Source organism: Pseudaminobacter sp. Soil_N_29 (assembly GCF_057656055.1).
In genome coordinates, this window is record NZ_JBDGLC010000007.1 from 270,284 (window position 1) to 287,218 (window position 16,935).

General features: G+C 63.4%; 15 protein-coding genes. 13 read left to right on the forward strand and 2 right to left on the reverse strand.

All coding sequences use genetic code 11. The features are described from left to right. Positions 1–19: 19 nt before the first annotated feature. Together AC3A4H_RS17520 and AC3A4H_RS17525 are read right to left on the reverse strand one after the other, a co-directional pair. Complete coding sequence (locus AC3A4H_RS17520; RefSeq protein ID WP_487767832.1) at positions 20–790, reverse strand: LuxR C-terminal-related transcriptional regulator; 771 nt, start codon at positions 788–790, stop codon at positions 20–22. Further along, a complete protein-coding gene (locus tag AC3A4H_RS17525; RefSeq protein ID WP_487767833.1) occupies positions 787–1,497 on the reverse strand; it encodes a helix-turn-helix transcriptional regulator in 711 nt (236 codons plus the stop codon). The genes AC3A4H_RS17520 and AC3A4H_RS17525 overlap by 4 nt, the downstream gene beginning before the upstream one ends. Positions 1,498–2,007: 510 nt before the next feature. Here AC3A4H_RS17525 and AC3A4H_RS17530 point away from each other — a divergent pair. The 13 genes from AC3A4H_RS17530 to AC3A4H_RS17590 all read left to right on the forward strand — a co-directional run bounded on the left by AC3A4H_RS17530 (position 2,008) and on the right by AC3A4H_RS17590 (position 16,933). Next, a complete protein-coding gene (locus tag AC3A4H_RS17530; protein ID WP_487767834.1) occupies positions 2,008–3,033 on the forward strand; it encodes a substrate-binding domain-containing protein in 1,026 nt (341 codons plus the stop codon). A 169-nt stretch (positions 3,034–3,202) separates the two neighbouring features. Next, positions 3,203–4,705 carry a sugar ABC transporter ATP-binding protein gene (locus AC3A4H_RS17535; RefSeq protein WP_487767835.1) on the forward strand — a complete coding sequence of 501 codons (1,503 nt, stop codon included), beginning with the start codon at positions 3,203–3,205 and terminating at the stop codon, positions 4,703–4,705. After that, the gene (locus tag AC3A4H_RS17540; protein WP_487767836.1) at positions 4,705–5,694 is read left to right on the forward strand and encodes an ABC transporter permease; all 990 of its coding nucleotides are present in this window, start codon (positions 4,705–4,707) and stop codon (positions 5,692–5,694) included. Before AC3A4H_RS17535 ends, AC3A4H_RS17540 begins: the two co-directional genes overlap by 1 nt. Beyond that, on the forward strand, positions 5,691–6,683 hold the full coding sequence (locus tag AC3A4H_RS17545; protein ID WP_487767837.1) for an ABC transporter permease: 993 nt from the start codon (positions 5,691–5,693) through the stop codon (positions 6,681–6,683). The genes AC3A4H_RS17540 and AC3A4H_RS17545 overlap by 4 nt, the downstream gene beginning before the upstream one ends. A 1-nt stretch (position 6,684) precedes the next feature. Then, entirely contained in the window at positions 6,685–7,701 is a 1,017-nt protein-coding gene (locus tag AC3A4H_RS17550; RefSeq protein WP_487767838.1) for a LacI family DNA-binding transcriptional regulator, read from the forward strand. Between the two features lie 13 nt (positions 7,702–7,714). After that, a complete protein-coding gene (locus tag AC3A4H_RS17555; RefSeq protein WP_487767839.1) occupies positions 7,715–8,959 on the forward strand; it encodes a Gfo/Idh/MocA family protein in 1,245 nt (414 codons plus the stop codon). A 6-nt stretch (positions 8,960–8,965) separates the two neighbouring features. Continuing rightward, positions 8,966–9,871, forward strand: a complete 906-nt coding sequence (locus AC3A4H_RS17560; protein WP_487767840.1) for a carbohydrate kinase family protein — start codon at positions 8,966–8,968, stop codon at positions 9,869–9,871. 135 nt (positions 9,872–10,006) lie between these two features. Further along, positions 10,007–10,756, forward strand: coding sequence for a helix-turn-helix domain-containing protein (locus AC3A4H_RS17565; protein WP_487767841.1), 750 nt, complete (start codon positions 10,007–10,009; stop codon positions 10,754–10,756). A gap of 520 nt (positions 10,757–11,276) precedes the next feature. Beyond that, positions 11,277–12,173 carry a class II glutamine amidotransferase gene (locus AC3A4H_RS17570; RefSeq protein ID WP_487767842.1) on the forward strand — a complete coding sequence of 299 codons (897 nt, stop codon included), beginning with the start codon at positions 11,277–11,279 and terminating at the stop codon, positions 12,171–12,173. Positions 12,174–12,177: 4 nt separating this feature from the next. After that, positions 12,178–12,912: a GltB/FmdC/FwdC-like GXGXG domain-containing protein gene (locus AC3A4H_RS17575; protein WP_487767843.1), complete on the forward strand. Its 735-nt coding sequence runs from the start codon at positions 12,178–12,180 to the stop codon at positions 12,910–12,912. 12 nt (positions 12,913–12,924) lie between these two features. After that, positions 12,925–14,253: an FMN-binding glutamate synthase family protein gene (locus AC3A4H_RS17580; protein ID WP_348780977.1), complete on the forward strand. Its 1,329-nt coding sequence runs from the start codon at positions 12,925–12,927 to the stop codon at positions 14,251–14,253. Between the two features lie 27 nt (positions 14,254–14,280). Continuing rightward, on the forward strand, positions 14,281–15,624 hold the full coding sequence (glnT, locus tag AC3A4H_RS17585; RefSeq protein WP_487767844.1) for a type III glutamate--ammonia ligase: 1,344 nt from the start codon (positions 14,281–14,283) through the stop codon (positions 15,622–15,624). Positions 15,625–15,679: 55 nt separating this feature from the next. Beyond that, positions 15,680–16,933 (forward strand): sarcosine oxidase subunit beta family protein, encoded by a 1,254-nt coding sequence (locus tag AC3A4H_RS17590; protein ID WP_487767845.1) that lies wholly within the window; start codon positions 15,680–15,682, stop codon positions 16,931–16,933. The last annotated feature ends 2 nt before the right edge of the window (positions 16,934–16,935 follow it).

Here is a 16,935-nt window from a genome sequence, read left to right on the forward strand (position 1 = left end):
AGGCTTCGGCATCTTCCTTCTATTCGATCAGGCCCAGCCGGAGCGCCTTTGCCACCGCGTGCATGCGGTTGACGGCATTGAGCTTCTGGGTGGTGTTGGTGAGATATTGGTTGGCCGTGTGCACGGACAACTTCAGCCGCGTGGCAATCTCTTCGCTGGTCAAGCCATTGGCGGTGAGCTTCAGGCATTCCAGTTCGCGCTTGGAGACCGAAGGGGTCGCATCGCAATCGTCCGCGCGGATGCGCGCCACGGCGGTGAACACCGTGAAGCAGCGGGCATGGATCTCCGGCAGCTGGCCGGATTCAAGCGCCATGTCGTTGCCGAAGAACATGACGAAACCGCATTGATTGCGCTCGGCAAAGGCCGGAAACGCGATGCCGTCGGCTTCAGGCAGGAGCGGCGCGATTCGTGTCGTCCAGTCGAGCTTCTCGAAGCGCCTTGCTGCGGCTGACTTGCCGCCGCTGCTCCACCAGCAGGGGGTGGTGGACATGCGACTGTGCCGGGTCAGTTCCTCGCTGCTCATGTCCGAGATGAACTTCGCCATCGGAGAGTTGCAGGGATGGTCGGAGTCGAAGCAAGGCGTCAGCCGGGCCCGCTCTACCGAGGGGCTCACAAAAAACAGCCCGAAGGCGCTGGCGTTGAGGTCGGCTGCAATCCAGCGGCACCGCCGCACGGCATCCGGTATGGTGACGGCCGGCACCTGTTCGAGGCCGGACGTGGATGAGCCGAACGGCCGCTGCCGCTCTGCGGCCCTGGAGGTGGAGAAGCTTGCCACTGCTGCCTGTGTCAAATGATGCCGCTCCTGATCGCCGTTGCCACCGCCATGGCGCGGTTGCTTGCGGAAAACTTCCGGATCGCCTGGGTGATGTAGCTGTTGACCGTGTTGGACGACACGCCAAGGATCACCGCCACCTCATCGGTAGTCTTGCCTTCCGATACCCAGAACAGGCACTCGCGCTCGCGTTCGGACAGCGGGTCCTGCGTGGCTACGGAGGCCAGCAGTTGCGGCATCCGGGACAGGGCGTAGCAGCAGTGGAACTGCGCCGTCATCAGCGCATCCGGATCGATGCGGCCGACGCAGGCTGCTGAAAAGAGAACAAACAGGCACCGGCGCCCGACATTCAGCTTGAGGGAGTAGATTTCGCCGTGGCCGAGCACGTCGAGCAGCCTGGCCTTTTCTCCGCTCAGTCCTTCGAGATCCGGCGCGGCCGCGGTGACGATGCTGCGCGGCCTGCCGCCAGGGGCGGTGATCAGCGCGCTCTGGGCCAGGCAGGCGATGACCTTCTGTCCGGTGAGCTGAACGGCATCGTAGATCCAGTTTGACGCTATGATCTGTGCGTCGCTCTTGTCCTGGTCATGCTGGATGGCGAGCAGCATGTAATTGTCCGCGCCAACCGCCTCCGTGGTTTCCATGAGAAAGGCAGTCAGATCGCCGCGAGACGCCGGTCTGTTGCCGGGGATCTCGATGTCGGAAAGGTTGGCGGCGATACTTGTCATTACAAAAAGGCGGCTCGAAATTTGCCAGAATCAATCCAAATGCCCGGACTTGGCTGTGCCGCGACCGAGCTTGAGAACGCTTTCACTTGATACGAAAACACGCACCGAAAGGGTGCTTTGCAATCGGCCGACCGCTTTGAGTTGCGCCCCGTTCCGCCCATCCTTTCCGCTGCAGAATGGCGGCGGTGGGGTGGTCGATTGGCTCGCTGAATCTCGCGGATCAGCTGATTCGAACCAACTGTAACCCACGGGAATCAAACATCAAACCGAAAATTAACCTGGTGTTAACTTTCGTGACCGGGGGCGCGCCGCGCCAGCATTTTGGCGGCCTCAGGCGCGATCGCGGCTGTGGATGAAGGTGTCCGCGGGAGGAGGGGCGGCGGCTCGGTCCCTTGCCACGATGCGCCACTGCCGTCTCCCTCAAAGCGCCCTTTTTCGCTTATGATTGGCTATTGAAATCGATTTCATTCGAGATAATATCGCCTTGGATCAGTAGTCCGGGAGGAACTCATGAAAAAGCTAACTACGCTCGCCTTGACCACCGTTGCCGCCATGGCTGTGTCGGTGTTTTCCACGCATGCGGAAGATTTCAAGATCGGCCTGAGCAATGGCTGGGTCGGCAGCGAATGGCGCACCCAGATGATCGACGAGGCCAAGGCCGCTGCCGAGGCCTGGAAGGCGAAGGGCGTCAATGTCGAGGTGGTGGTGCAGAGCGCCAATGTCGACGTGCCCGGCCAGATCGCCCATGTGCGCAACTTCATGAGCCAGGGCGTCAATGCCATCATCATCAACCCGAACAGCCCGACGGCTTTCGACCCGATCTTCAAGCAGGCCAAGCAGCAGGGCATTCTGGTCATCTCCACCGACGCCGAGGTGTCGTCGAAGGACGCGACCTATGTCGGCATCGACCAGAAGGCCTGGGGCGCGGCCGGCGCCAAGTGGCTGGCCGAGACGCTCGGCGGCAAGGGCAATGTGGTTGCCATCAACGGCGTGGCTGGCCACCCGGCCAACGAGATGCGCGTGGCGGGCTACAAGGAAGTGTTCGCCAACTATCCTGACATCAAGCTGGTCAACGAAGTGAACGCCAACTGGGATCAGGCGCAGGGCCAGCAGGCGATGCAGAACCTGCTTGCCACCTATCCCGACATCAGTGGCGTCTGGGTGCAGGACGGCATGGCTGCCGGCGCCTGGAAGTCGATCATCGACGCCGGCAAGCAGTCGTCGATCGCCGCCACCGGCGAGATCCGCAAGGACTTCATCGACATCTGGAAGGCTGACAGCCTGAACTCCGGCGCTTCGGTGAACCCGCCCGGCGTGATGGCCAGCGCCCTCAACGTCGCCGTGCTGATGCTGCAGGGCAAGGAGCTGAAGGAGCCGGCAACGGCTGGCCAGTACGGCAATGCCATGTATCTGCCGATCCCCTTCATCGACAACAAGAACCTCGATGAGGCGGTCAAGGCTGTCGACGGCAAGCCGGGTTACTACTCCTACACCAGCCAGCTTTCCATCGAAGACGCCGAGAGCCTGTTCAAGTAAAACCTTTCTGCAAGGGCGCGTTCCGCAGACCCGGAATGCGCTCTTGCCACCGCAAGCCGCAAATGCCTGCGAAAGATAGGACGGCCCGGCGTATCCAGATCGCTATGGCCAATTCACGGAGACGAGGTCCTGCTGCATCGGCTGACCTCGCTCTATGGGAGCCGACGACATGTCCGAGCTGCTGATACGTGGCGCGCGCAAGGCATATGGCGCGACGCTCGCCCTGCGCCGTGGCGATCTTCATCTTTTGCCGGGCGAAGTCCATGTGCTGATCGGCTCGAACGGGTCGGGCAAGAGCACGCTGTGCAAGATCGTTGCCGGCAGCGTGAAGCCGGATGCCGGCGAGGTGCTGCTGGACGGCAAGCCGGTCGCCATTGCCGGGCCGCAGGCTGCCCGCGCGCTGGGCATCGGCATTTTCTACCAGGAGCTTTCGCTCGCAGCCCGGCGCACCGTGGCCGAGAATATCTGCCTGCCGGCGCTGCCGGTGCGGGGCGGCGTGTTCGTCGATCGTGCCGCTTTGGAAGAGAAGGCAGCACATATCATCGCCGATTTCGCCGATGTTGCCGGCGATGGCTTTGCGGCCGATGCGCCGGTGCAAACCCTGCGCGCGGACCAGCGGCAGCTGGTCGAGATCATGAAGGCGCTGGCGACCGAAGCATCCATCCTCATCTTCGACGAGCCGACCTCGGCGCTGGACCGGGCGCAGGTGGACCGCTTTTTCGAGATATTGCGCAGGCTGAAGGCGGAGGGCCGGGCCATCGTCTTCATCTCGCACCGCATGGACGAGATTTTCGCCATTGGCGACCGCGTGACGGTGATCCGCGACGGTGAGACGGTCGCTACGTCGAAGATCTCCGAGACCGACCAAGCCTCGGTCATCCGCCAGATGGTGGGCGAGCGCGACGATCTCGCCGCGCCAGCGGTGGCGCCGCCGGCGCATGCAACGCAGCGCTCGTCCGTGCTTTCGGTCGCGGGATTGAGCGGGCCCGGCTTCCGCAATGTCAGCTTCGAGGTCGCGAAAGGCGAAATCCTAGGATTCGGTGGGTTGCACGGTCAGGGCCAGTCGGCGGTCATGCGCTCGATCTTCGGCGCTATGGCGCATCATGCCGGCACAATCACGCTCAACGGAAAGCAACAGGCGATGAGGTCGCCGCGCGAAGCCATCGCCCATGGCTGCGCCTATGTCTCGGGCGACCGCAGCCGCGACGGCATCCTCCAAGGCCGGCCGATCCTGGAGAACGTCACCCCGATCCATTTCCTGCGCAACCGGCTAGCGCTGGCGCGGCCGGGTTCGCTGCGCGAGCGAGCGTTGCAGCCGCTGCAGGCGCTCAAGACAAAATTCCACGGGCTCGAACAGCCGATCAACTCGCTCTCCGGCGGCAACCAGCAAAAGGTCGTCATCGCGCGCTGGCTGATCGACAGGCCGGATGTGCTGCTGCTCGACGACCCGACCAAGGGCATCGACCTCGCGGCCAAGACCGATCTCTTCGCGCTGATCCGCGGGCTGGCCGAAGAGGGCATGGGCATTGTGCTTTATTCGTCCGAGGACGCCGAACTGCTCAACAATGCCGACCGTATCCTCGTCTTCAACAGCGGTTCCGTGACGCGCGAACTCACCGGCGCGGAGCGTACGCGCTACAATCTCTATCACGCCGCCTACGAGGCCGCCTGATGCAACAGTCTCTCATTTCTCCCGCGGTGAAGGGCAGCCCGCTCAAGAACGTGCTGCAGCGCTTCCCCTTCGTTCCGGCGCTGGCAATCCTCGTCGCGCTGGTCCTGCTCAACGGGCTGTTTGAGCCGCGGAGCCTCAGCTTCGGCTCCATCACCGGACTGATCAGCACCTATCTGGCGCTGATGCTGCTCGCGGTGGCGCAGACCTATGTCGTCTTTGCCGGCGACATCGACCTTTCGGTCGGCAGCATCGTCTCGCTGGTCAACGTCGTCATCATCGTGCTGATGGAGAAGTGGGGAGGGGGCGGACTGACGGTTATCGCCGCCTGCCTGTTCGGCGTCCTGACCGGGCTCGCCTGCGGCATCGTCAACGGCATCATGATTGCGGGGCTGCGGCTGCAGGCGATCGTCGCCACCTTTGCCACCAGCATCTTCTTCACCGGGCTGGCGCTCTATGTGCTGCCGGTGGCGGGCACGCCGGCGCCGGAGGTCTATTGGCTGACCTATGGCGGCACCTATTTCGGCATTCCGTTCGTGTTCTACGTGGTGGCGGCTGTCGCCATCGTGCTCGGCGTTCTTGCGCGCATGCGGCTGACCACGCAGATGCTGGCGGTCGGCGACGACGCCATGGCGGCGTTCCAGAGCGGCCTCCCAGTGACGCTGATCCGCATCAAGGGCTACGTGCTGTGCGGATTGTTCTCAGCCCTCGCAGCCCTCTGCATCACCGGCGACACCGCAAGCGGCGATCCGCTGGTCGGCGGCAAGATGACCCTCTACAGCGTGGCCGCTGTCGTGCTTGGCGGCTCGGCGCTTTCGGGCGGGGCGGGAACGGTGACCGGCTCGCTGATCGGAGCACTGATCATCGGCCTCATCAACTCGCTGGTCTTCTTCGTCGGCACGCCGTCCGAATGGCAGAACCTCGTGCAGGGTCTCGCCATCCTGATCGCGCTGATGGCCGGCATCCTGGTCAGCCGGGGGGCACGCGCATGAGCACCGAAGCCGCAGTTTCCACCACCGTCACCCCTTCCAAAACAATGGAATTCCTGAAGCGGCCGCTGGTGGTAGCGCTGATCCTTATCGTGGCGCTGCTGGCGCTGGGCGAGGCACTGTCGCCGGGTTTTGCCTCGGCCGAGCAGATCCTGCGCCTGCTGATCGTCGCGTCGGTCATGGGTATCGTCGCGGCCGGCCAGAACCTCGTCATCCTCGGCGGGCGCGAAGGCATCGACCTGTCGGTCGGCGGCATCGTCTCGCTCGCTGCCATCCTCGCTGGCAATGTGATGAACGGGGCCGACGCTGGCATCCTGCCGGCGATCCTGGTCGCGGTCGGCGTCGGCGCGCTTTTCGGCCTGTTCAACGGGCTTGGCGTGACGTTGCTGCGCATTCCGCCGCTGGTGATGACGCTCGGCATGCTGGGCGTGCTGCAAGGGCTGCTGGTCGTCATCCGCAACGGCATTCCGTCAGGTCGCGCCGCACCTGGCCTGTCGCAATTCGTCACGCAGCCTTTCCTCTTCGGCCTGCCCGGCATCATCTGGCTGTGGATCGCCATCGGCCTCTTCATGGCATTCCTGTTGAAGCGCACCGTGTTCGGCTATCGCATCTATGCCGTCGGCTCCAACGAGCAGGCGGCCTTCATGGCCGGTGTGCCGGTGAAGACCATACGCGTCGGCCTGTTCGTGCTTTCGGGCGCTTTCGCCGCGCTCGCAGGCGTCTGCCTGCTCGGCTATTCCGGCTCGTCCTTCTCCAATGTCGGCGAGCAATACATGCTGCCTTCCATCATTGCCGTGGTGCTGGGCGGCACGCCGCTTGCCGGCGGCAAGGGCGGCTACACTGGCACCATGGCCGGCGCGGTGCTGCTGGTCATCCTGCAAAGCATCCTCACCACCATCCACATCGACGAATCCGGCCGGCAGATGGTGTTTGGCGCGACGCTGCTGGTGCTGATGCTGTTCTACGGCCGCGGCCGGGCCATGCGAGGCTGATGTGAACAGCCGGGCGAAGATCAAGGACATTGCGCAGCGCGCCGGCGTCTCCCCGGCAACGGTGTCGCGTGCGCTGTCGGATTCCGGTCTCGTGGCCGAGCCGACTCTGAGCCGCATCCGCGAGGCGGCGCAGTCGCTGGATTATCGGCCCAATGTCCGTGCCCGCAACCTGCGCACCCAAAAATCCATGGCGGTGCTGCTGGTCGTGCGCGACGTGAGCAACCCGTTCTATCTTGAAATCTTCAAGGGCGTGGAGGCGACCGCGCGCGAGGCGGGTTACTCCGTGCTGATGGGCAACACGGAAAATCATCCCGACCGTGAGCTCGAATATTTCGACATGCTGCGCGACGGCCATGCCGACGGCATGATCCTGATGAACGGCAAACTGCCGTCGAGCCACGCCCGCGATGCGGGGCGGCTGCCCATCGTGGTGGCGCTGGAAATCATCGAGGGTTGCGCGCTGCCGCATGTGCAAATCGACAACGTGGCGGCAGCCCACCAGGCTGTGCGGCACCTGCTCTCGCTCGGCCACAAGAGGATCGCTCATATCTGTGGACCCATCCCCGAGGTGATGAGCGTGCTGCGCCGCGAAGGCTATCGCAAGGCCATGGCCGAGGTCGGGCTTGTCGTGCCGGAAGGCTACGAGCCGGTCGGTGACTACACTATCGCCTCGGGCGCCACGCTTTGCCGGCAGCTGTTTTCGCGGCCCGACAAGCCGACGGCGTTGTTCGTCGGCAATGACGAGATGGCATTCGGCGCCATCAACGAGCTCAGGCGGCTGGGGCTCGAGGTGCCGGGGGATGTCTCCGTCGTCGGGTTTGACGATCTTTTCCTCAGCGAATGCTTCTACCCTCCGCTTACCACGGTCAGCCAGCCGCGCGCCGACATCGGCAAGCAGGCAATGAAGCAACTGCTCAGGGTTATGAACGGCGACGACAGCGTCGAAGCGCTCGTCGAGATGCCGACGACGCTGAAGATCCGCGGGTCGACCGGCCCGGCCAAGACACCCGACAATTGAAAGGAAGGCATCCATGACCAATCTGCCGAAAGACAGGCTGCGCGTAGGCTTCGTGGGCACCGGGTTCATCGCCCAGTTCCACCTGAAGTCCATGGTCGGCGTGCGCAACATCGACGTGGTCGGCGTCTATAGCCGCAAGGCCGAGAATCGCGCCCGCTTCTGCGAGCTGGTCTCGGAACTTGGCCTCGGTTCCTGCAAGAGCCATGACAGCCTGGAAAGCATGCTGCGCGACGAGAGCGTCGACGCCGTCTGGATACTTTCGCCCAACTACACGCGCCTCGACGTGATGCGCACGCTGCACGCCGAGGTAACCGCCGGCCGCAGCAAGGTCTTTGCCGTCGCCTGCGAGAAGCCGCTGGCCCGCACCGTGGCCGAGGCGCGCGAGATGCTGCGGCTGGCCACCGATGCCAAGCTCAACCACGGCTATCTCGAAAACCAGGTCTTCTGCACGCCGGTGCTGCGCGGCAAGGAGATCGTCTGGCGCCGCGCTGCTTCCACCACCGGAAGGCCTTATCTGGCGCGCGCGGCGGAAGAGCATTCCGGCCCGCACGAAGCCTGGTTCTGGCAGGGCGACAAGCAGGGCGGCGGCGTGCTGTCCGACATGATGTGCCACTCGGTCGAAGTGGCGCGCCACCTGCTGACCGAGCCGGGGGCGCCGCGCAAGTCGCTGACTGTGAAATCGGTCAACGGCACCGTCGCCAATCTGAAATGGACGCGACCGCATTATGCCGACCAGCTCAAGCAGCGCTATGGCAGCGGCGTCGATTACCGCAATCATCCGTCCGAGGATTTTGCCCGCGCTACCGTGTCGCTCGAAGACGAGCAGGGCAACGAGCTGATGATCGAGGCGACGACCTCGTGGGCCTATGTGGGGGCCGGCCTGCGCATCCAGCTCGAACTGCTCGGGCCGGAATATGCGATGGAGTTCAACTCGCTCAACACCGGCCTGAAGATCTTCATGTCGCGCGCGGTTACCGGCTCCGAGGGCGAGGACCTCGTCGAAAAGCAGAATGCCGAGCAGGGGCTGATGCCGGTTCTGGAGGACGAGGCGGGCGTCTACGGCTACACCGACGAGAACCGCCACATGACCGAGTGCTTCCGCAAGGGCGAGACGCCGCTTGAGACTTTCGACGACGGGCTTGCCGTTGTGGAAATCCTGATGGGGCTTTACCGCTCGGCCGAAATAGGCGAGACGGTGCACTTCCCCGCACCGGAACTCGAAGACTACGTGCCGGTCGTCGCACGCCATATCAGCTAAGAAGTCATGTCCGTACCGCCGCTCCTTATTCTCGGAAATGTCAATGTTGACCTCGTCATGGGCGAGATCGACGGTTGGCCTGCAGTCGGCACCGAGATCGTGGTGCCACGCAGCGAGATGCGGCCGGGCGGTTCGGCTGGAAATACCGCGCTGGCGCTGAGCGGCATGGGCATTGCCCATCGCCTGCTCGCCAGCGTCGGCAACGACGCGATGGGTAGCTGGCTTGCCGGCGGCTTTGACGAGGCCTGCTCGACCTGGGTCATCGACGATTCCGACACGACCATCAGCGTCGGCATCGTCCACAAGGGCGGCGATCGCGTGTTTTTCACCGCGCCGGGCCATTTGCACCATGCCCGGCTCGAAGACTTGCTCCCCCATATTCCGCCAGCACCGACGGCAGCGAGCTTCGCCTGCATTTCCGGCGGCTTCCTCATGCCATCGCTGATGGAGGGGACGAGCGAGTTGCTGCGGCTTCTCAGGCAGCAGGGCTGGCAGACGGCGATCGATCCGGGCTGGCCGCCGGAGGGCTGGACTGAAGCCAACAAGAAGCGCTCGTTCGAATGGCTGGCCCTGGTCGACTATGCTCTTCTCAACGCCGAGGAAGTGAAGGGCCTGGGCGAGAGCGAGGACCTCGACGCAGCCATCGCCACGCTTTCGGCGCGGTTTGCTGCCGGCCAGACGCTGGTCATCAAGAACGGCCCGGAAGGAGCTTCGGCCGTGCGCGACGGCGTAACCGTGGCGGCAAAGGCCCCGCCGGTCACTGTCATCGACACCGTGGGTGCCGGCGATACATTCAATGCGGCCTTCCTGGACGGCCTGAGCAGCGGCGATGGATTGCAGGCTGCTCTCGAGCGGGGTGTGCGTGCGGCTTCGCTCGCGATCTCGACGTTCCCCCGCAGATACAGCGCCTGAGTTCACCTCGCATGACCTCGGCAGCGTTCATTTCCGGGTGAATTCCCCGGAAACTGGACCTTTTCGGTCCGATAAGGGTTGATATCCGCCTTGTAAACGCGTACCCAAAATAAAAAAATATTTACCATCAGTGAAATGGCCGGCGGGGTGAGCGAGTTGACGAAGACATCGACACAAGCGGCTGAGCCGCGCAAATCAAATGCAAGCAAGGTGCAACCTGATAGCAGGGGTCCGGCCAAGGATCCGGCCGCAGCCCGTGTCTTGAAGCAGAATCCGCATGCCGTGCGCGACACGCGCGAGAACGTGCTGGAAGTGGCAATCGGGCGCGAGGTTCGCGCCTTCCGCAAGAAGCTCGGCATTACCGTCGCAGACCTGGCGGCCGCCACCAACATTTCGTTGGGCATGCTGTCGAAGATCGAGAACGGGAACACGTCGCCGTCGCTGACGACGCTGCAATCGCTGTCGCGCGCGCTCGGCGTGCCGCTGACGGCTTTCCTGCGCCGGTTCGAGGAAGAGCGCAACGCGGTCTTCGTCAAGGCGGGCGAGGGTGTCGACGTGGAGCGGCGCGGCACGCGCGCCGGCCACCAGTACACGCTGCTGGGCCATGTCGGCTCAAACACCAGCGGCGTGGTGGTCGAGCCCTATCTCATTACGCTGAGCGAGGATTCGGACGTGTTTCCGACCTTCCAGCACGACGGCATGGAGTTCCTCTACATGCTGGAAGGCGAAGTCGTGTACCGCCACGGAAGCCACCTCTACACCATGTTGCCGGGCGACAGCCTGTTCTTCGATGCCGATGCGCCGCATGGGCCAGAACAGTTGACCAAGCGGCCGATACGCTACCTGTCGATCATTTCCTACCCGCAAGGCAGCGGCAGCGACTGAGTTACGGCTCTGGCCTTGTCAGCGTCCCGCTAATGAGCGGGCGATGTTGATGAAGCCGCGCCGCCCGGCGCCGGGGCGAGCACTGTAAGCGTCCATTTTGGGGGCCTGCTGCCTTGAACTCGGCAGCAGGCCCTTTTCCTTTGCACATTGTCGTCGGCGGATCGAAGCATCCGACCGGTCTGGCCATGCATCTCTTGGCTGGACACGCCGGTCATTGGCCTTCTTTCAGCATGCATGCGGACAAGCCCGCTCGTGCAGGTTTTGGCAGGGGGGTCTCTGGACCAACACTCCGGTGCAAAAAATATTATTTATAGGCAAATTGGCGATTGCCGAAACGGGATCAATCAGGGAATGTTTGCATGTCCGGCTCGGAGGAGGAGAGGGGCAGCGTCAGCTGCGGCGCGGCGGTTCCGCACTGTGAATTAGTTTTCTGAGATGAAAAAATAATTCATGGTGGTTGAATTGGAATTTTAAAGCTGCTAGCCATTGAGGCAGAAAATTTTCAAGGAGGTGGAAGCCGATGTGTGGCATTGTCGGACTGTTTCTCAAGGACAAGTCGCTAGAGCCGCAACTGGGTGCGATGCTTTCGGAGATGCTTGTCATGCTCACCGATCGCGGCCCAGACAGCGCGGGAATTGCGATCTACGGATCGTCGGAAAAGGATCATGGCAAGGTCACGATCCAGTCGCCCTGGCCGGAGCGTGATTTTACTGGCCTCGATCAGGAAATTGCCAAGAAGATCGGCGCGCCGGTGATGATGACGGTGAAGTCGACGCATGCGGTGATCGAAGTGCCGGGCGACAAGCTGGCCGCCGTCCGCGGTGCCGTCGCCGAGCTGCGCCCCGACGCGCGCGTCATGGGCATGGGCGAGTCGATCGAGATCTACAAGGAAGTCGGTCTGCCGGAAGACGTCGCCAAGCGCTTCGAGCTTTCCAAGATGAGCGGGTCGCATGGCATCGGCCACACCCGCATGGCCACTGAATCGGCCGTGACGACGATGGGTGCGCACCCGTTCTCGACGGGCCCCGACCAGTGCCTGGTCCACAATGGCTCGCTCTCGAACCATAACAATGTGCGCCGCGAACTGCGCCATGAAGGCATGACCTTCGAGACCGAGAACGACACCGAAGTGGCGGCCGCCTATCTGTCGCACAAGATCGCGGGGGGCATGGCTCTCGGCGAGGCGCTGGAGGCAAGCCTGAACGACCTCGACGGCTTCTTCACCTTCGTCGTCGGTACCAAGAACGGTTTCGGCGTGGTGCGCGATCCGATCGCCTGCAAGCCGGCCGTGCTTGCCGAGACGGATCAGTACGTTGCGTTCGGTTCCGAATACCGCGCGCTCGCCATGCTGCCGGGCATCGAGCAGGCCAAGGTATGGGAGCCCGAGCCGTCCACCGTCTATTTCTGGGAGCACTGAGACGATGCCTACATCCAACCTTGCAACGGCGCCGCGCGACTCGAGCTTCGCGACCAGGGTCGTCGACCTCGACGAAGTCTCCCTGCGCGAGCTTAATCAGGCGCTGCACAACATAGACACCGGCTCCAACGAGACTGCCTGGGAAGTTCTGAACCCCAAGGGAAGCCATGCGGTGGCGGTCGGCGTTGATGCGCCGATCAGCGTCGATGTGCGGGGCAGCGTCGGCTACTATTGCGGCGGCATGAACCAGCACAGCACCATCACGGTGCACGGCTCGGCTGGCCCCGGCGTCGGCGAAAACATGATGTCGGGCAGCATCGTCGTGAAGGGTAATGCCAGCCAGTATGCCGGCGCGACCGGCCGTGGCGGTCTGCTCGTCATCGAAGGCAATGCTTCTTCGCGCTGCGGCATCTCCATGAAGGGCATCAACATCGTGGTGCGCGGCGACGTCGGCCATATGTCGGCCTTCATGGCGCAGTCCGGCAACCTCGTGGTTCTCGGCAATGCCGGCGATGCGCTGGGCGACTCCATCTACGAAGCGCGCCTTTTCGTGCGCGGCTCGGTGAAAAGCCTGGGCGCCGATTGCATCGAGAAGGAAATGCGCCCCGAGCACATCGCCATCCTCAAGGATCTCCTGGAGCGTGCAGGCATAACGGATGTGAAGCCGGAAGAGTTCAAGCGCTACGGTTCGGCGCGCACGCTCTACAATTTCAACATCGACAACGCCGATGCGTACTGAGGTAAGATAGATATGACCTACCACAATCCTCCGACCACACCGCGCAAGTCGGCTACGTTCGATGACTACACGATGTCGGAAATCCGCCGTGCGGCGGCCACTGGCATCTACGACATTCGCGGTTCGGGCGCCAAGCGCAAGGTTCCTCATTTTGACGACCTTCTGTTCCTCGGCGCCTCGATCTCGCGTTATGCGCTCGAAGGCTATCGTGAGCGCTGCGACACCTCGGTCGTGCTCGGCACGCGCTTTGCCAAGAAGCCGATCGAGCTCAAGATCCCGATCACCGTCGCCGGCATGAGCTTCGGCTCCCTGTCGGGCCCGGCCAAGGAAGCGCTGGGCCGTGGTGCAACGCTCTCCGGCACGTCGACCACGACGGGCGACGGCGGCATGACCGAGGAAGAGCGCGGCCATTCCGAGAAGCTGGTCTACCAGGTTCTGCCCTCCCGCTACGGCATGAACCCGCGTGACCTGCGCCGCGCTGATGCCATCGAGGTGGTGGTTGGCCAGGGCGCCAAGCCCGGCGGCGGCGGCATGCTGCTCGGCCAGAAGATCTCCGATCGCGTTGCCGAGATGCGCACGCTGCCCAAGGGCATCGACCAGCGTTCGGCTTGCCGTCATCCCGACTGGACCGGCCCGGACGATCTCGAGATCAAGATCCTCGAAATCCGCGAGATCACCGACTGGGAGAAGCCGATCTATGTGAAGGTCGGTGGCGCGCGTCCCTACTACGACACTGCCCTTGCGGTGAAGGCGGGCGCGGACGTGGTTGTCCTCGACGGCATGCAGGGCGGCACCGCCGCCACGCAGGAAGTCTTCATCGAGCATGTCGGCCAGCCGATCCTCGCCTGCATCAGGCCGGCGGTCCAGGCGCTGCGCGATCTTGGCATGCATCGCAAGGTTCAGCTGATCGTGTCCGGCGGCATTCGCAATGGCGCCGACGTGGCCAAGGCATTGGCCCTCGGTGCCGACGCGGTGTCGATCGGAACGGCGGCACTCATCGCGCTGGGCGACAACGACCCGCGGTGGGAGGAAGAGTATCGTAAGCTCGGCTCGACGGCCGGCGCCTATGATGACTGGCATGAGGGCAAGGATCCGGCTGGCATCACCACCCAGGACCCGGAGCTGATGAAGCGTGTCGACCCTGTCGCGGCAGGCCGCAGGCTCGCCAACTATCTGAAAGTGATGACGCTGGAGGCGCAGACCATCGCGCGTGCCTGCGGCAAGAACCACGTGCATAACCTGGAGCCCGAAGATCTGTGCGCGCTGACGATCGAGGCGTCGGCCATGGCGGGCGTCCCCCTTGCTGGAACGAATTGGGTGCCGGGGAAAAACACTTTCTGAACAAGAATTGCCGGGAGGAGAAAATAAATGGGAACGGCTTTCGATACAAAAATAGACCATACGAAAACAACCGACCTCGCCGAATTCGCTAAGGCGAGGAGCATCAGATACTTCATGGTCACCTACACCGACCTTCTCGGTTACCAGCGTGCGAAGCTGGTGCCGACCCGCGCTATCAGCGGCATGCAGAAGGACGGTGCCGGGTTTGCGGGATTTGCCGGCGGAATGGACATGACGCCGGCCCATTCCGACATGCTGGCGGTGCCGGATCCGGCATCGGTCATCCAGCTGCCGTGGAACCCGGAGGTTGCCTGGGTTGCCTCCAACTGCGTGATGGACGGCAGAAGCGTAGACCAGGCGCCGCGCAACACGCTCAAGCGGCTCGTCGAGGAAGCAGCTTCCGTCGGTATCCGCGTCAAGACCGGCGTTGAGCCGGAATTTTCGCTAACCTCGATGGATGGCAAGCGGGTCGCGGACGAGCACGACAACTCGGCCAAGCCCTGCTACGACCAGCAGGCCTTGATGCGGCGCTACGACATCATCGCCGAGGTCAGCGACGCCATGCTGGGGCTTGGCTGGGAGCCGTACCAGAACGACCACGAGGACGCCAACGGCCAGTTCGAAATGAACTGGGCCTTTGACGACGTCATGGTGACGGCCGACAGGTATTCGTTCTTCAAGTTCATGATGAAGACGATCGCGGAAAAGCATGGCGTGCGCGCAACGTTCATGCCCAAGCCTTTCCCGACGCTGACGGGCAATGGCTGCCACGCGCACATCTCTGCCTGGGACCTCGACGGCAAGAAGAACATCTTTGCCGACGACAGCTCGCCGGATGGGCTTTCCGAGAGCGGCATGCACTTCCTGGGCGGCATCATGCGTTATGCGCCGTCCATGACCGCGATCATCTGCCCGACGGTGAACTCCTACAAGCGCATCAACGCGCCGCGCACTGTCTCGGGTTCGACCTGGGCACCCAACGCGGTTACCTGGACCGGCAACAACCGCACGCACATGGTGCGCGTGCCGGGGCCTGGCCGCTTCGAGCTGCGTCTGCCCGACGGCGCCGCCAACCCCTATCTGATGCAGGCCGTCATCCTGGCCGCCGGCCTTCGTGGCCTGCGGGAAAAGATGGATCCGGGTCCGCGCAGCGACATCAACATGTACACTGACGGGCACACCGTGAAGAACGCCCCCCGTCTTCCTCTGAACCTGCTCGATGCGCTCCGTCTTCTGGACGAGGACACCGAGTTCAAGGAAGCCCTGGGCGTGGAGATGGTCGACGGCTTCGTCAAGATGAAGATGAGGGAATGGAATTCCTACACGTCGCATCTGACGCAGTGGGAACTCGACAACACGCTGGACTGCTGACGAGCCACTCGCTCCGGAACGGAAAACTGCAGGCCGCCTCGCGGAAGACAAAGAGATGAAATACTCAATTTTTTCGGTCGCGAAGGCGGCGCTTTCCGGCCACAAGAGCTGGGGGCGCGCTTGGCGTGATGCGGCTCCCAAGCCGCACTACGACGTCATCATCATCGGCGGCGGCGGCCACGGGCTCGCCACCGCCTACCACCTGGCCCATCGATACGGCATCCGCAACGTCGCGGTGCTGGAAAAGGGCTGGATCGGTTCGGGCAATGCCGGCCGCAACACCACGATCATCCGCTCCAACTACGGGCTTCCCGGCAATACCGGCTTCTATGAGCTTTCGATGAAGCTCTGGGAGCGCATGGAGCAGGATCTCAACTACAACGCGATGGTCAGCCAGCGCGGCATCGTGAATTTGTATCATTCCGATGCGCAGCGCGACGCCTTCGCGCGCCGCGGAAACACCATGCGCATCAACGGCATCGATGCGGAACTGCTCGATCGGGCGCAGATCCAGCAGATGATGCCGTTCCTGAATTTCGACAATGCCCGCTTCCCCATCCAGGGCGGACTCTTGCAGCGCCGCGCCGGCACGGCCCGTCACGACGCCGTGGTGTGGGGCTATGCGCGCGCCGCCGACCAGCTCGGCGTGGACATCATCCAGAATTGCGAGGTCACCGGTTTCGTCCGCGACCAGAATGGCAAGGTGACCGGCGTCGAGACCTCCCGAGGCCGCATCGGCGCCGGCAAGGTGGGCATGGCGGTTGCCGGCAGCACCTCGCGGGTTGCTGCCATGGCCGGCCTCAGGCTGCCCATCGAGAGCCACGTGTTGCAGGCCTTCGTGTCGGAGGCGATCAAGCCGCTCATCCCGGGCGTCGTCACCTTCGGTGCCGGGCACTTCTATGTCAGCCAGTCCGACAAGGGCGGCCTGGTGTTCGGCGGCGATCTCGACGGCTACAACTCATATGCCCAGCGCGGAAACATGCCGGTCATGGAAGACGTCTGCGAAGGCGGCATGGCGCTGATGCCGATGATCGGCCGCATTCGCCTTCTGCGCCAGTGGGGCGGCATCATGGACATGTCGATGGACGGCACCCCGATCATCGACAAGACGCCGGTGGACGGGCTCTATCTGAATGCCGGCTGGTGCTATGGCGGTTTCAAGGCAACGCCGGCCTCCGGCCTGGTCTTCGCGCACCTGCTGGCGACCGACACGCCGCATGAGGAAGCGAGGCTGTTCCGCCTCGACCGCTTCGAACGCGGCGCGATGATCGACGAAAAGGGCCAGGGCGCCCAACCCAATCTGCACTGAGA

Bases quoted from the DNA above. Each gene is read 5' to 3' on its own strand.
- AC3A4H_RS17525 (WP_487767833.1), bottom strand. From the start codon at position 1,497: ATGACAAGTATCGCCGCCAACCTTTCCGACATCGAGATCCCCGGCAAC.
- AC3A4H_RS17530 (WP_487767834.1), top strand. From the start codon at position 2,008: ATGAAAAAGCTAACTACGCTCGCCTTGACCACCGTTGCCGCCATGGCT.
- AC3A4H_RS17535 (WP_487767835.1), top strand. From the start codon at position 3,203: ATGTCCGAGCTGCTGATACGTGGCGCGCGCAAGGCATATGGCGCGACG.
- AC3A4H_RS17540 (WP_487767836.1), top strand. From the start codon at position 4,705: ATGCAACAGTCTCTCATTTCTCCCGCGGTGAAGGGCAGCCCGCTCAAG.
- AC3A4H_RS17545 (WP_487767837.1), top strand. From the start codon at position 5,691: ATGAGCACCGAAGCCGCAGTTTCCACCACCGTCACCCCTTCCAAAACA.
- AC3A4H_RS17555 (WP_487767839.1), top strand. From the start codon at position 7,715: ATGACCAATCTGCCGAAAGACAGGCTGCGCGTAGGCTTCGTGGGCACC.
- AC3A4H_RS17560 (WP_487767840.1), top strand. From the start codon at position 8,966: ATGTCCGTACCGCCGCTCCTTATTCTCGGAAATGTCAATGTTGACCTC.
- AC3A4H_RS17565 (WP_487767841.1), top strand. From the start codon at position 10,007: ATGGCCGGCGGGGTGAGCGAGTTGACGAAGACATCGACACAAGCGGCT.
- AC3A4H_RS17570 (WP_487767842.1), top strand. From the start codon at position 11,277: ATGTGTGGCATTGTCGGACTGTTTCTCAAGGACAAGTCGCTAGAGCCG.
- AC3A4H_RS17575 (WP_487767843.1), top strand. From the start codon at position 12,178: ATGCCTACATCCAACCTTGCAACGGCGCCGCGCGACTCGAGCTTCGCG.
- AC3A4H_RS17580 (WP_348780977.1), top strand. From the start codon at position 12,925: ATGACCTACCACAATCCTCCGACCACACCGCGCAAGTCGGCTACGTTC.
- glnT (WP_487767844.1), top strand. From the start codon at position 14,281: ATGGGAACGGCTTTCGATACAAAAATAGACCATACGAAAACAACCGAC.
- AC3A4H_RS17590 (WP_487767845.1), top strand. From the start codon at position 15,680: ATGAAATACTCAATTTTTTCGGTCGCGAAGGCGGCGCTTTCCGGCCAC.